At 62.4% G+C, this 15004-nt stretch carries 12 protein-coding genes and 1 riboswitch; of the genes, 5 read left to right on the top strand and 7 right to left on the bottom strand.

Annotated features, from left to right (window positions below; all coding sequences use genetic code 11):
- Window positions 1–186: 186 nt before the first annotated feature.
- From ACK8OE_RS14235 to ACK8OE_RS14245, 3 genes are all read left to right on the top strand, one after another.
- The gene (locus ACK8OE_RS14235) at window positions 187–2331 is read left to right on the top strand and encodes a glycoside hydrolase 43 family protein (protein WP_410273067.1); all 2145 of its coding nucleotides are present in this window, start codon (window positions 187–189) and stop codon (window positions 2329–2331) included.
- A 28-nt stretch (window positions 2332–2359) separates the two neighbouring features.
- Window positions 2360–2902, top strand: a complete 543-nt coding sequence (locus tag ACK8OE_RS14240; protein WP_410273068.1) for a molybdenum cofactor guanylyltransferase — start codon at window positions 2360–2362, stop codon at window positions 2900–2902.
- 179 nt (window positions 2903–3081) lie between these two features.
- The gene (locus tag ACK8OE_RS14245; protein WP_410273069.1) at window positions 3082–4830 is read left to right on the top strand and encodes an SLC13 family permease; all 1749 of its coding nucleotides are present in this window, start codon (window positions 3082–3084) and stop codon (window positions 4828–4830) included.
- 2 nt (window positions 4831–4832) lie between these two features.
- On the opposite strand, the gene ACK8OE_RS14250 is transcribed toward ACK8OE_RS14245, so the two are convergent.
- The 5 genes from ACK8OE_RS14250 to ACK8OE_RS14270 all read right to left on the bottom strand — a co-directional run bounded on the left by ACK8OE_RS14250 (window position 4833) and on the right by ACK8OE_RS14270 (window position 10681).
- Window positions 4833–5861: a methionine synthase gene (locus ACK8OE_RS14250; RefSeq protein ID WP_410273070.1), complete on the bottom strand. Its 1029-nt coding sequence runs from the start codon at window positions 5859–5861 to the stop codon at window positions 4833–4835.
- 12 nt (window positions 5862–5873) lie between these two features.
- Window positions 5874–6878: a DUF1852 domain-containing protein gene (locus ACK8OE_RS14255; RefSeq protein WP_290795605.1), complete on the bottom strand. Its 1005-nt coding sequence runs from the start codon at window positions 6876–6878 to the stop codon at window positions 5874–5876.
- Window positions 6879–6978: 100 nt separating this feature from the next.
- Window positions 6979–7171: riboswitch (cobalamin riboswitch) on the bottom strand.
- Between the two features lie 126 nt (window positions 7172–7297).
- Window positions 7298–8488, bottom strand: a complete 1191-nt coding sequence (locus ACK8OE_RS14260) for a hypothetical protein (RefSeq protein WP_410273071.1) — start codon at window positions 8486–8488, stop codon at window positions 7298–7300.
- Between the two features lie 109 nt (window positions 8489–8597).
- A complete protein-coding gene (locus tag ACK8OE_RS14265; protein WP_410273072.1) occupies window positions 8598–9779 on the bottom strand; it encodes a hypothetical protein in 1182 nt (393 codons plus the stop codon).
- Window positions 9776–10681, bottom strand: coding sequence for a response regulator (locus ACK8OE_RS14270; RefSeq protein WP_290795611.1), 906 nt, complete (start codon window positions 10679–10681; stop codon window positions 9776–9778). Before ACK8OE_RS14270 ends, ACK8OE_RS14265 begins: the two co-directional genes overlap by 4 nt.
- Before the next feature lie 173 nt (window positions 10682–10854).
- Between ACK8OE_RS14270 and ACK8OE_RS14275 the strand changes: the two genes are divergently transcribed.
- Window positions 10855–11241, top strand: coding sequence for a Tat pathway signal protein (locus tag ACK8OE_RS14275; protein ID WP_410273073.1), 387 nt, complete (start codon window positions 10855–10857; stop codon window positions 11239–11241).
- Window positions 11242–11247: 6 nt separating this feature from the next.
- On the opposite strand, the gene ACK8OE_RS14280 is transcribed toward ACK8OE_RS14275, so the two are convergent.
- Entirely contained in the window at window positions 11248–12852 is a 1605-nt protein-coding gene (locus ACK8OE_RS14280; protein WP_410273074.1) for a peptide chain release factor 3, read from the bottom strand.
- 51 nt (window positions 12853–12903) lie between these two features.
- Window positions 12904–13566, bottom strand: a complete 663-nt coding sequence (gene trhA / locus ACK8OE_RS14285) for a PAQR family membrane homeostasis protein TrhA (protein ID WP_126422688.1) — start codon at window positions 13564–13566, stop codon at window positions 12904–12906.
- 141 nt (window positions 13567–13707) lie between these two features.
- Here trhA and ACK8OE_RS14290 point away from each other — a divergent pair, with 141 nt between their 5' ends.
- The gene (locus ACK8OE_RS14290) at window positions 13708–14904 is read left to right on the top strand and encodes an MFS transporter (protein WP_410273075.1); all 1197 of its coding nucleotides are present in this window, start codon (window positions 13708–13710) and stop codon (window positions 14902–14904) included.
- The last annotated feature ends 100 nt before the right edge of the window (window positions 14905–15004 follow it).

The following is a 15004-nucleotide window of genomic DNA, read 5'->3' on the forward strand; positions in this document are numbered from 1 at the left end:
GAAGCTTGTTTTTTATGTTAACGCTAACAAATCACGGTTTCCTCGCCTCTGTCAATTGGCGATCAAGTCATGTCCGGGTTTTTGCTATCCCCCCTCAAACGCCCGAGCAGGCGCGCGGCGAAGCGCGATTGACCGGATAACTCAGACTATTATAGTGCGCCCAAACACCGATAACAGGAAACGCTCATGCCCGCCCGCCCCCTGCCCGGCCTTGCGCTGACGGCGCTGTTTGCTCTTTTCAGCCTGTCTGCCGCGGCGCAGACCCCGCCCGCTCAGGTCCTGCCCAAAACCACGGCGGCGACGACCTGGACGCCGGACAATGGCAATGGCACCTTCACCAACCCATTGTTTAACGACGAATTTTCCGATCCTGATATTATCCGCGTCGGCGACGACTACTATATGACCGGCACCACCATGCACACCATGCCCGCCCTGCCGGTGCTGCATTCGAAGGATCTGGTGAACTGGCGGTTGCTGGGCTACGCGCTGGACCGTCTGGAGATGGGGCCGGAATACCGCCTCGAAGGTGGCAAGGATGCCTATGGGGCGGGCATCTGGGCCCCGGCGCTGCGTTATCACAACGGCACCTTCTACATCTTCTCCAATATCAACGGTTACGGGATACAGGTGTTCACGGCGACCAACCCCGCCGGGCCGTGGACGCACAAGTCGCTGAACAGCAAGATTCACGACCTGTCGGTGCTGTTCGACGACGATGGCAAGATCTACGCCGTCTATAGCTATGATGAGGTGCGGCTGGTCGAACTGAAACCCGACCTCAGCGGCGTGGTTGAAGGCAGCGAGCGAGTGATTATCCCGGCGGGCAACGCCATGGGCGAAGGCCATCACTTTTACAAGATCAAGGGCAAATACTACATCATAAGCGCCAACTACGCCCCGGTCGGGCGGATGCAGGCGGCACGCTCAGACAGTCCGTTCGGCCCCTATGAGACGGTGACGATCAGCGCGCGGGAGACCATGGGCACACAGTTCGGCTGGCGCACCCAGGGCATCGGGCGCAGCCTGCCGGCCCCCGGTGACACAATCAGCGTTTCGCCGCCACCGCCGGGCGGCAATGCCTTCGGGGCCGACCCCTTGCATCAGGGCGGGCTGGTCGAACTGCCCAATGGCGACTGGTGGGGCTTTTCGATGATGGATGTGAAGTCGATGGGGCGCACCACCTTCCTGTCGCCCGTCACCTGGCACGATGGCTGGCCCTATTTCGGCCTGCCCGGCAATCTGGGGCGCAGCCCGCGCACCTGGCTGAAACCCGCTACGGGGGCCACCGTCGCCCCGACCCCGACCTATCAGCGCAATGACGACTTTTCCGGCCCGAAGCCCCAAGCGGTCTGGCAATGGAACCACGTGCCGGACGACACGAAATGGTCTCTGTCTGAGCGGCGCGGCTATCTGCGTCTGCACAGCCTGCCCGCCCCGCACTTCCTGCTGGCGCGCAACAGCCTGACCCAGCGCGTCATCGGGCCGGAATCGACGGCGACGACGACGCTGGATGCCAAAGGGCTGAAAGACGGCGATGTGGCCGGTCTGGGCCTGCTCAACATCCCCTACTACTGGCTGGGTGTGGTGCGTGACGGTCAGGCCTATCGCCTGCGCTTCTACGATCAGTTGACCAACACAACCATCGAGGCCGCCCTGCCGGGACCGCGCGTGCAGTTGCGCGTCAGCGGCAATTACGACACCGAGCTGTCGCAGTTCAGCTACTCCACCGACGGCAGGACCTTCACCCCGATGGGTGGCGACGTGCGCACCGCCTATCAGTTGCGCACCTTTCAGGGCGTGCGCTTCGCCCTGTTTGCCTTCAACGAAAAGGGCACGACCGGCGGGCAGGCGGATTTCGACGATTTCCGCGTCGATGAGCCTCTGGCCGACCGCTCACAGAACATTCCGGCGGGCAAGGTCGTGACCATCCGCAACTTCGCCAATGATCAGCCGATGTGGGCCAATCCGCACGGCATGTTGCACTTCGCCGCCAATGGCTCAAAGGCGGCCGCCGGCCCCGGCGCGCGCTTCCGCGTCCACGATCGCGGGCAGGGGCGCGTGGCGCTGGAGGCCATGGATGGCAGCGGCTTCCTGACCGTTGTCGGGCTGGGCCTGTCGTCGGACGTGCGCCTGATGAAGACGGAAACGCCGGACAGCCTGTTCCAGTGGCAGGACATGCTGCGCAAACAGTTCATGCTGATGTCGCTGCGCACGCACCGCTATCTGGGCCTTGACGTGCGTACCGGTGAGCCCTACGCCGCCGACTGGCCCGGTGCCGATCCCGACCGCAAGGACGGCACGGTGCTGGTGTGGGAAGAGGTAAAGTAACGCGGAGCCCTTTTGGAGATCAGGCCACATGTCCCTTGCCGGTATTGTGCTTTGTGGGGGGAAATCGCGCCGCATGGGCGTGGATAAGGCCGGCCTGACGTTCGAGGGCCGGACGTGGCTGGAAGTCGCCGCCGACGCCCTGACGGCGGCGGGGGCAACGCATATCCTCTATAGCGGGCGGCCCGACCTGCCCGGCGGTCTGGCCGATCCTGTCGCGGACAGCGGTCCGGCCGGCGGCGTGCTGGCGGCCCTGACGCAGGTTGGCGCGGAGGTGGATCAGGTCCTGTGCGTGCCCGTCGATATGCCCGAACTGTCGCCCGATACCCTGCGTCTGCTGGCCGCGCACAAGGGTATCGGTGCCTGTTTTGAAGGGCAGCCCCTGCCCTTTGCCCTGCGCCTGAGCCCGGCGGTCCTTGCGGCTGCCCATGAGTGTGTGACCACCGCCCCGCGCGCGCCATCCCTGCGCGCCTTGCTGCGGCAGGTGGGCTGCGTCGAACTCCCGGTCCCGGCGGGTCTGACCTTACGCAACCTGAACACGCCGCAGGACGTCGCGGCCCTTAGAGCGAAATGACTTTAGGTTGAATCGCCATTTCGCTCTAAATTTTTGTTTTGTCGCGATGTTTTTGCGGAAAACCGCTCACACTTTTCCGCACATCGCTCTAGGCTCCGCGCCTGAGCACATTCCCTATCGCCCCTTTACCGGTGTTGCGGGCAGTAGAAAGACCCTGCCTTCGACCGGACCCCCGCTGAATGGACTTAAGCCCCTTTGTTTCTCCCGCCCTGATCAGTGCGCTGATCCTGGCCGGGGCCCTTGTGCTGTTTGTCACCGAACGGGTGCGCCACGACTTAATCGCCGTGCTGGCGCTGCTGGCCGGGCTGATCACCGGCGTCGTCAAACCTGAGGACGCTTTAAGCGGCTTTGGCGACCCCGCCGTGGTGGCGGTGGCCGCCGTGCTGATCGTCGGGCGCACGCTGGAACTCAGCGGCGTGGCGGCCAAGCTGGCGCGTTACATCATGTTCGGCAAGGCGACCTACAGCCTGCAAATGGCCATGCTGATGGCCGTCGGCGCCCTGTTGTCGGCCTTCATGAACAATATTGCCGCGCTGGTCATCGTCATGCCGCTGGGGGCAGAAATCGCGCGTCAGAACAAGAAGGCCGTCGGCACCATCCTGATGCCGCTGGCCTTTGCCACCATTATGGGCGGCATGATCACCCTGATCGGCACCCCGGCCAATATGATCCTGTCGTCGGTGCGCGAGGAGCGGCTGGGGCAGGGCTTCGGCTTCTTTGCCATGGCACCGGTCGGCATTGCCGTGGCCGTTGTCGGCATACTTTATCTGGCCGTCATCGGCTGGCGACTGCTGCCGCCGCGCCGCGGCACGATGGAAGGTCACGCCGCCCCGTGGAAGGTGTTTGAACTGACCCTCACCCACGCCGTCGAACTCAGCCGCCACGCCCTGTCGAAACAGTTGCACGCCAGCCGCACGCGCCTGCTGCGCCTCATCCGTCGTGACAAGATCATCGACTGGCCGGAAGAAAATCGCCTGAAACGCGGCGACAAGCTGCTCCTTCTGTCGCGCTATATGCCCGGCGACGTGGCCGACAGTCTGGAGGTCAAGACCGCCGCGCCGCTACCCGCCGAGCACGAGGTGACGGCGCACATGGTCGTGGCGCACGGCTCCCCCATCATCGGGGAGCGCTACGACGCCATCACCCACCGCAGCGGCGGCGCGCTGAATGTCACGGCCGGCGGGCCACGCGCCGCCCGCCTGAAACAGCCGCTGGGGGGCATCCTCCTGCAAGGCGGCGATCAGTTGTTTATCCGGGGGCAGGCCGCCGATATTGCGCGCTTTGGCACGCAGCAACGCCTGCTGGAAATCGACCGCGCCGACACCGCCCCCGTCAATATCCGCGCGGCGATCCAGACGGTCGGCATCTTCGTGCTGGCCATCGCGGTGACCGTGCTGTTCGACGTTTCCCCCGCCCTGACCTTTCTGGCGGCGGCAGCGGCCATGGCGGCCCTGCGCCTGATCCCTGCCCCGGAAATCTATAAGTCGATCGACTGGAGCGTCATCGTCCTGCTGGCGGCCATGATCCCGGTGGGGCAGAGCTTCGAAAGTTCGGGCGCGGCGAAAATGGTCGCCGATGCGCTGGCGGGCGGGCTTCAGGGCGCGCCCCTGATCCTCTGCATCGCGGCGGTGTGCGGCCTCACCCTGTTCCTGACCATACTGCTCAACAATGTGGCTACGGCCCTGATCATGGGGCCGCTGGCTATTCAGCTGGCGCAGATACTCCACGTGTCGCCCGACGCCCTGCTGCTGGCGGTGCTGGTCGGCACCTCCTCGGACTTCCTGACGCCCATCGGGCATCAGAACAATCTGCTGGTCATGGCACCGGGCGGCTATCGCTTCACCGACTACGCACGGGCGGGCGCGCTGCTGGCGGTGCTGGTCGTGGCCACCACCGCCTTTGTGCTTAGCACGCTGTTTGGCGGGTAGAGTCAGGCCGTAAGCTCCCTGCGCACGATCGCCGCCCCGGCCCCCAGCGCCCGCAGCTTGCCCGTGGCGACCTCGCGCGACAGAGGGGCCATGCCGCAATTGGTGCAGGGATAGAGCTTGTCGGCATCGACGAATTGCAAGGCTTTGCGCAGCGTCTCGGCCACCTCTTCAGGCGTCTCAATAACAGAGCTGGCCACGTCAATGGCCCCGACCATCACCTTCTTGCCGCGGATCAGCTCGATCAGGTCCATCGGCACGCGCGAATTGTGACATTCCAGCGAGATGATATCGAGGCTGGAGGTTTGCAGTTTGGGGAAGGCCTCTTCGTATTGCCGCCACTGCGACCCCAGCGTCTTTTTCCACTCGGTATTGGCTTTGATGCCGTAGCCGTAGCAGATGTGCACCGCCGTCTCGCACCGTAAGCCCTCGGCGGCCTTTTCGAGCGCCGCCACACCCCAGTCATTGACCTCATCGAAGAAGACGTTGAAGGCCGGTTCATCGAACTGGATGATATCGACGCCGGCAGCCTCCAGCTCTCGGGCCTCCTGATTGAGTATCTCGGCAAAGGCCCAGGCCAGTTTTTCGCGGCTCTTATAGTGGGCATCGAACAGGGTATCGACCATGGTCATCGGCCCCGGCAGCGCCCACTTGATCGGCTGTGTCGTCTGCTGGCGCAGGAACTTGGCGTCTTCGACAAAGACGGAGCGCGGCCGCGACACACGTCCCACCACCGTCGGCACGCTGGCCTCATAGCGGTCGCGGATGCGGACCGTTTCGCGCTGGGCGAAATCGACTCCGTCGAGGTGTTCGATAAAGGTGGTGACGAAGTGCTGGCGCGTCTGTTCGCCGTCGCTGACGATCTCGATACCGGCCTGAAGCTGATCATCGAGCGCCAGACGCAGGGCGTCGCGCTTGCCCTGAGTCAGTTCCTCGCCATGCAGTTTCCACGGCGACCACAGGGTCTCCGGCTGGGCCAGCCACGACGGTTTCGGCAGGCTGCCGGCGGTGGACGGGGGAAGGAGTAAAGTCATGAGAATTACCTCTCAGGCGTAATGTGCGGACCACTGCTCAAGCAGGGTGCGATAGGGTTTGATGAAGTGCGCCTCGGCAAAGCGCCCCTGTTCGACGGCCAGACGGCTGCGTTCTTCGCGGTCATAGACCACCTGAGTCAGCGAATAGTCGGGGTGTTGCAGGCTGGGCTGATAGACCGCGCCCGCGGCCGAATTGGCGTTGTAGATTTCCGGGCGGTAGATCTTCTGAAAGCTTTCCATGGTGCTGATCGTGCTGATCAGCTCCAGCGGCGTGTAGTCGCAGAGCAGGTCGCCGAAGACGTAGAAGGCCAGCGGTGCGACGCTGCCCGGCGGCATAAAGAAGCGCACCTTTAATCCCATTTTCCGGAAATATATATCCGTCAGGGACTCGTCGCTTTGCTGGTACTCCACGCCCAGTATCGGGTGATGCGTGTCCGTCCGCCGATAGGTCTTACTGTTGGCGACGCTCAGGCAGATGACGGGCGGCTTGTGAAACTGCGTCCTGTAGGTTGGCGACTGGACGAAGCTGAGAAACAGGTGACCGTGCAGGTCGCCGAAATTGGGCGGCAGGCTGAAGTCAGAGCGGTCCCGGTTGTGCGCGGGCAGCACGACGCTGAAATCGTAATCGCGCACAAAGGACGACAGGTTATTGCCGGTAATGCCTTCGATGCGTGACTCCGTGTGACGGTCAAGTATGGTGGTTTTCAGAATTTCGAGCAGCGGGAAACGGTCATCGCTTGCCCGATCCGGAAGGCCGATCTCGACCGAAATGATGTCGAGTTCGACGGCGTAACGGTCAGCATTCGGGTTGTCCCAGTGGGCCAGCGCGTTGAAACGATTATCGATCATGCGCAAGGCGTTACGCAGGTTTTGCTGGCGGTTGTCGCCTCTGGCCAGATTGGCGAAATTGGTGGTCAGGCGCGTGGTTTGCGACGGCGTGTAGTGCTCATCGAAGCGAAGCCGCCGCAGGGTAAAATCGAAGTCTGCGCGCGGCGCGACAGGCAAAGGGTGTGACACGGTATTCCCCGTTTCTGTGGGGGAGCGCTTTGGGCACAGGTCCGCGATCCCGCGTCAGGCCGCAGGGCGAAGGACTCATGCCCGTGGCCCTCCGCCCGGGATGACAGATGCGGTCAGTGGCAGGTCTCCTGGCTTGCGGGTCACGGTTTCGATCCACCTTCTCAGGGCGCACCCCAATGGTCTTCCGGATCGACACTCACCGCCTACAGTTGCGGGGGCAGCGCCGGGTTTGGACCGGCTTCCCTCTTAGCCACGCTTTTTAAAAGGCGCGGACCGCTGACAGCCGGACCTTAGGCGGACGAGGCGCGAGAGTCAATAATGATATAAACATATCTTTATATGATTATGTTATCTGCAAATGAAAAGGCGAAAGCCCTCGCCTTCGCCCTCGCCTTTTGTGAACCGTCGAAGACTCTCGTTCACCCCGCCGGGATACTGGCGCGCAGAAAGCCGGAGGTCGTGACGCTGAAACTGGGGCGATCCTCGAACAGGTAGTTGAGCCCGCTTTCAAAATCCATCAGCACGTCGGCATATTCGACCGGCTTCATCGGCTTGCCCGACTGGATGGCGCGATTCATCCGGAAGCTCCAGAAGGCGGCGATGTGGTCCAGCGTGCCGATGATCTCCCCCAGTTCGGTGAACAGGCCGGAGCCATTGAGCAGGAAGCGTTTGAACGGCCCCGGCTTATTGTGGCTGACCAGATCGGCATAGGCCGTGTCATAGATTTTCAGCACGTCGTAGGCCTGATTGAGCGCACGCGCCATGCCGCGCGCCAGACGCAGGCGGGCGCTGAGGATATAGTCCTTTACGCGATCATCGCTGACGCCAAAGGGCTGATAGGTGCCGATACCGGCGAGGACTTCGCGCAGACGATCCTGAAGCTCAAGGTAACGCCACTTGTAATAGAGGAAGCCGCGCCAGGCGAAGATACCTTCGGCGAATTCCAAATCGGACATGCGGAACGTCTCTTTCAGCGGCCACAGTTCGCGGTCAAGCTGATCGGAGAGGATCTTGTTGCCGAGCTTCATCGAGGCCCCGGCATAGTGATCGCCCAGCGCCGTATTGACCAGCCGCTCGATCTCGCTGGAGGTGAACTGCATCATGCGCGACAGGTCGGCGGGCGACAGGCGCAGATAGATGCCCGCCGGGCGATGGCCGTGGCGCGCCAGGGTTTCACGCACCAGAAACGGGTCGAGCGACGGCAACTGATCCAGTCGGCGCAGAATTTTTATGTCCGGGTTCTTGTCGAAATCGCTGATCGACAGATAGTCCCGCGCCAGTTGCTCGAAACCGATCTGGTTGATGAAGATGCTCGACGCCCCCAGACGCAGGTCGAAATGATCGTAGGGCAGGATGATCTTGGTCACGGTGCGACGGGTGCCGTGATAGAAGTGCCGCTCGTTCAGGCGCAGGGTGTGTTTGAGGATGATGCAGCGGTTGAGCAGCGAGGACTGAAAGAAGGGATTGTCCCCATAGTCCTCATCCTTGTGGTGCAGGCGGTAGACGCGCGACAGGTTGAGGACCCGCGTTGAGGCGGCCGTCTGCCCCAGATTGGCCAGATTGCGGTATTCGCGGATGACGCGGTTCGATTGATCCGGCGCGCGGGTCATCTTGTAATGTCGGCGGGCCGTTGAAACCATCACGAACCAGACTGAAACGGAAAAAAGGTCAGTTTCGGACCGTATGGGACAGGTTCCAACAGGGCGTGAACGAAGACGGTTAATCCTCGTCGTCAGGCCCCAAAATCATCAGGCTGTCGTCAAAATCCATCAGCACGTCGGCGTATTCCAGCGCGGTCAGCCGCTGGGCGGCGAAACTCGACATCATGCGGTAGGTCCAGAAGGACGAGATATGCCCCAATATGCCGATGGTTTCGCCCAGTTCGAAAAACAGCTTCGGCCCCTGAAGCAGGAACTGACGGAAGGGACCGGGGTTTTGCCCCTGGGTCAGCGCGTGATAGGCGCGATCATAGATGCTGAGGGTGCGCGCCACCTCATTGACCGCCTTGGCGATACGTCGGCCCAGCCGCGGACGCACCTCACGCAGATAATCACGCACCTGATCGTCAACCGCGCCGACGGGCTGGTAAGAGCCCAGCCCCTGAATGACGCGGCGCATCTCGTTTTGCAGTTCTTCGTGACGCCATTTGAAATAGAGGAAGCCGCGCCACGAGAAGATGCCTTCGGAGAACTCTTCTTCGGACATGCGCAGCGTCTGGCGCAGGGGCGACAATTCCTGATCCAGCTCATTCGACAGGATCTTGCCGGCCAGCTTGATGCTGGCACCCCCGACCATCATATTGCCGAACGCCGTGCGCACCAGTTGCTCGATCTCGGCATTGGCGAAACCGATCATGCGCTGAATATCATGGGCCGAGATATTGAGATAACAGGCGCCGGGTTTGAAGCCATTGCGCGACAGGTGTTCGCGCACCAGAAACGGATCAAGCGACGGCAGGTCGTCCAGCAGGCGCAGAACCTGCACATCCATATGCGAATTGACATCGCCAATGCCGAACTGCGTGCGGCAAAAGGCTTCGAAGCCCACCTGATTGACCATGACCGAACGCCCGCCCAGACGCAGGTCCTCAGCGTCGAAGGGCATGACGATCTTGGTCGCCGTGCGCCGCGTGCGGCTGAACAGGTCGCGCTCATTGGCGCGCAGGGTGTGCTTGATCAGTATGGCGCGGTTAAGCTGCCGGTCGCGGAAGAAGGGCTTGGCGGCATAGTCTTTTTCGCCGGACATGACGAGCGCAATCGCTGCCAGATTGAGGACGCGGCTGGTCGAGGCCGTATCGCCCAGATTCGCCAGATTGCGCACATCGCGTGAGGCGGGCTTACCCTTGTCCGAACGCGCCTGAAACGCGCCTTTGGTCTGCCGGTAGGTTGCCACCGCACTCATGCCGACAGTCTCTTCCTCTTGCGATTCTTCACCAGCGCTTCAAGCTGACGAAGGATGGTCTGGGCTTCGGCCGTATCCTCATGGCGCAGGGCGTTCAGCCGGCGAATGGAATCCAGATGCACGTCCAGCACATCCGGTTCAGCCGCATTCCCGAAATATGACACATATTCCTTTAAAGAACGTGTAGCTTCGGCCAGCAGCCTCTGGCGATATCTTACCGCCTGCGTCTCGGCCTCGCTGGTACGCTCGATCAGGTAATCCAGCGTCTCCTTGTGCAGCCCGCCGCGCGCCGACATCAGGGCGTGCAGGGCCTCAAGCTCGACCGACAGGGTCTGCTGGAACAGGGCGCGCGAATGGCGGTCGGCGGCGGCCTCAATATCATCGACGCGGCGCATAAGACCGCGATAGTCCTCATCCTTGCGCCGGCGTCGGCAGGGGCCGACATAGCCCGCCGAGACGATAAACGGGCGCTGACGGCACAGGGCGGAGGCCACCCCACGCATCAGGCTGCGCGTCGAAAACGGCTTGATGACAAATTCATCGACCCCGGCATTGCGCGCTTCGGTCACATCGCGCGAGCGCTGACGCCCGGTCAGCATCAGCACGGGGATACGCGGATTGGGAAAGCGCGCGTCTTCATTCACCGCCGCCTGCCGCAGCAACAGCGTCAGATCAATGCCCGACAAACCCGGCAGGTTCCAGTCCAGGATCATCAGATCGGGATTATAGGCCCCCAGAAGCTCGATCGCCTCTTCGGCGTCACGGGCCTGAATCAGTTGCTGAAAACCAGAGGCGCGCAGCACCTCGACGATCATCCGCCTCAGTCCGTCATTATCTTCGACAATCAGGACCGTCGTGGCCGGCAGATTGACATGGCGCAACAGCGCAGAGGTTTCAGACATCAGAGAGGCACCGCAATTCTTCGCGGACGCACCCTAGCCTCAAATTCTTAATTCCAGCTTTAACCATTTGAAAATACATGGTTAATCGAAATTAAGCGTAAATGGAAACCGCCTGTAAACCCTGTTGTGCTAGCCTCAACCTCATGAACAGACGCGACCTTTTAAGATGGCAATTGTCCGGCCTGACCCTTATGGCGACGGGCAGCACGGCTTCACACGCCCTGGCCAGCGCGCCCAAGAAAAAGGGCGGCGGAGCCGACTTTGTGCAGATGCCGCTGCTGACCGTCTTTACCAAGGCGCGCGGCGGCAAGCACGGCACGCTGACGGTTGAGGTCGGGCTCGACACCAACAAGAATGAGAAGCTGGCCGAAACCCTCAGTAAGTCGGTTCCGCGCCTGCGCGATGCCTATGTGGCCCGCCTGCAAGCCTATGCCATGGGGCTGACGGCCTCATCGCTGATTGATCTCGACTATCTGACGCGCGAGCTTCAGACGGCCACCGACGCCATCATCAAACAAAAGGGCGTCAAGGTGCTGCTGGGCAGCGTGGTTCTGGCGTAAACTCTATTAACCCCGCTCCTTGGTGCGCAGGAACTTCACGTCCGGATAGCGTTCGGCGACATAGCCGATCTCCCAGGCCGACTTGCCCAGAAACACCGGAAACTCGTCAATATCCGTGCCCATGGCTGAACGGTGCTTGCCCGCAAAGTCCTCGATCTTGGCCGCATCTCCGCCCAGCCAGCGCGCTTCGGCATAGGGCGAGGGTTCAAAGATCACATCCAGCCCGTATTCGTTGGCCAGACGGTCGGCCATGACTTCGAACTGAAGCTGACCCACGGCGCCGACGATAAAGTCTGAACCGATGGACGGGCGGAACAACTGCGTCACCCCCTCTTCGGCCAGAGATTCCAGCGCTTTTTTAAGGTGCTTGGCCTTCAGCGGGTCCTTGACGCGCACGCGCTGGAGGATTTCCGGCGCGAAGTTGGGCAGACCCTGAAAGCGCACCGTGCCGCTTTCCGACAGGGAGTCACCGACGCGCAGCACGCCGTGGTTGGGAATGCCGATGACATCGCCGCCAAAGGCGTCTTCGGCCAGTTCGCGGTCCGAGGCAAAGAACATAATCGGCGCGTTGACGCTCAGTTGCTTGCCCGTATTCTGCACCTTGAGCTTCATGCCGCGCTGGAACTTGCCAGAGGTCAGCTTGAGCATGGCGATGCGGTCGCGGTGGTTGGGGTCCATATTGGCCTGCACCTTGAACACAAAACCGGTGACTTCCTTGTCCGTCGGATCGACCGTAGTGTCGGTCCCGGCCTTCGACGCCGCCACCGTCTTTGGGGCCGGAGCGAAATCGCCAATCGCCTGAAGCAACTGATTGACGCCGTAATGGCGCAGCGCCGAGCCGAAGATGACCGGTGTCATGTGGCCTTCGAGGAAGCTCTCCACCTCAAACGCCTTGAACCCGCCTTCCAGCAGTTCGGCCGTATCGCGCAGTTCGTCGAGTTCGGCCTGATCAAGCCAGCCCTTGGCCACCGCCTGATCCAGCGGGGCCGGGTCTTCGTGGCCCTGATCGTATTCCGAACCCGACTCACGGCGGGTGAAGGGGTAAAACAGGCCGGTCTTCAGCTCCAGCATCCCACGGAAGCGGTTACCCGACCCGGCCGGCCAGTAGAGGGGCGACGGATCGAGTTGCAGCTTTGACGCCACCTCATCCAGCAGGGCCAGCGAGTCCTCGGCCTCACGGTCCATCTTGTTGATGAAGGTGATGATGGGGATGTCGCGCAGGCGGCACACCTCAAACAGCTTGAGCGTCTGCGGCTCGATCCCCTTGGCGGCGTCGAGCACCATGATGGCGGCGTCGGCGGCGGTCAGGGTGCGGTAGGTGTCTTCCGAAAAGTCCTCGTGGCCCGGCGTATCGAGCAGGTTGAACACCTTGCCATCGTGTTCAAAGGTCATCACCGAGGACGAGACCGAAATGCCGCGTTCCTTTTCGATCTTCATCCAGTCGGAACGGGTGCGGCGGTTTTCACCGCGCGCCCGCACCTGACCGGCGGCACGGATTGACCCACCAGCCAGCAGGAGGTGCTCGGTCAGAGTCGTCTTACCGGCGTCCGGGTGCGAGATAATAGCGAAGGTACGGCGGCGGGGCGCTTCGGTGGCGGGGGTATTGGACATGCGCTGCGGATAAGGCTTTGGGGGTAAAATGTAAAGGCCCCGAACCCGTCCTCAATGCCCGACCAGCACCACACCGACCAGCACCGCGCACCAGTGCAGGACGGCCCCGGTGATCACATGGCCATGCCAGATGGCGCGGCGGAATTTCAGACGCTTCATCATGTAGAAGATGGCCCCGACGCTATAGACCAGCCCGCCGATGGCCAGCAGGATCATGGCGGCCGGCGGCACATCGGCGATCATCGGCTTGAGCGCAATGACCACCAGCCAGCCGAGGATCAGATAAAGCGCCACCCACACGCCCTTACCCACGCCGGGCAGGAACAGCTTGCCCAATATGCCCAGCCCGGCCAGCGTCCATACGCCGGCCGTCATGCCCCAGGCCCACGGCCCGCTTAAGGCCTGCGTGGTGAAGGGCGTGTAGCTGGCGGCGATCATCAGGAAGATGCCCGCGTGATCGAGACGGCGCAGAAACGGCTGAAACCGCGGGTTGGCGAAATTATAGGCCGTCGAAAAAGCCAGCATGGCGATCATGCCCACCGCATAGATGATGACGGCGGCCACCATGCCCAGCAAGCCTTGCGTCACCGCCAGACCCAGCGCCACCCCGCCACCGAACAGGGCAAAGGCCAGCCCCGTCACGTGCACGATCAGATCGGCGTGGCGCGCCCAGCGGGTGGGATAGTGCGGCAGAGGGGGCAGGGAAATGTTCATGGGCAGAGGATCGCGCAAAGGCCGGGCAGGGTCAATTCAAACCCTGTTGCATCGCATTGTAACCGCCTGCCGCAACGGAAAGGCAAGCCCCTTTCGCCCCCGCCCCGTCCAAACGTTTGCATCTGCGAAAAGGCCACCTATATGTGCGCCATGACTGATGCCCGCATCCCCGCCCCGTCTCACCTGTCACCCGCGCTTGTGGCGCTGTTCGCCTTCGCGTGCGGCGCCATTGTCGGCAATCTCTACTACGCCCAGCCGATTATCGAGCTGATCGCACCGGATGTCGGCCTGTCGCAGACGACGGCCAGCCTGATCGTCTCGCTGACCCAGATTGGCTATGTGGCGGGGATGGTGTTCATCACGCCCTTGCTTGACCTGTTTGAGAATAAACGCCTGATCCTTGTTACCCTCGGTCTGGCCTTTGTCAGCCTGGTCCTCAGCGCCACGGCGCAAAACGGCGGGTTGTTCCTGTTCGTGGCCTTTCTGACCGGTCTGGGGGCGGTGTCGGTGCAGATGCTGATCCCGTTAGCGGCGCATCTGAGCCCGGAAGAAACGCGCGGCCGGACGGTCGGCAATATTATGGGCGGGCTGTTGACCGGCATCCTGCTGTCGCGGCCCTTGTCGAGTTTTGTGGCCGATCATCTGGGGTGGCGGGCGGTGTTCTTTATCGCCGCCGGGCTGATGATCGCCATTGGTCTGGTGCTGGCCCTGACCCTGCCGCAGCGCCGCCCGGCGCACACGGCCTCTTACGGCGCGCTGCTGCGGTCGATGGCATCGCTGTGGCTCAGCCAGCCGGTGCTGAGGCAACGCTCGCTGCTTCAGGCGACCATGTTCGGGGCCTTCAGCCTGTTCTGGACCGCCGTGCCGGTGGAGCTGTTCCGGGCGTTTCACCTCAGCCAGTCGCAGATCGCGCTGTTTGCCCTGTCGGGGGCCGCAGGCGCTCTGGCCGCCCCGCTCAGCGGACGGCTGGGCGATGCCGGGCACGGAGCGAAGGTAACGCTGTTTGGCCTGATCGGCGCGGCCCTCGCCATGCTGAGCGGCACGATACCCGCGCTGGTCAGCATTCTGTCGCTGATGGTCGTAGGTATCGTCCTCGATGCCTGCGTGCAGTTGACGATGATTCAGGGGCAGCGCGCCATCTATGGCCTCGACCCGCACAGCCGGGGCCGTCTCAACGGGCTCTATATGGCGTCGATCTTTGTGGGCGGTGCGATCGGTTCGGCGGTGGCCAGCCCGCTCTATGGTCTGGGCGGCTGGACAGCCATTGCCATCGCCGGCACCGTCGCGCCTCTGATCGGTCTCACCCTCTTCCTCACCGGCGAACGGAAGTCAGCCTGACAGCCAACATCTAAAATCGAGAGATTTGAGTCGAGTAGCAGGAGCCTAGCGCCGGCTGTATATGAATACAGCCAAGCGACGGCGACGCCCTAATCGACCA

Origin of the sequence: Asticcacaulis sp. W401b (assembly GCF_046503825.1) — a bacterium.
GTDB lineage: Bacteria > Pseudomonadota > Alphaproteobacteria > Caulobacterales > Caulobacteraceae > Asticcacaulis.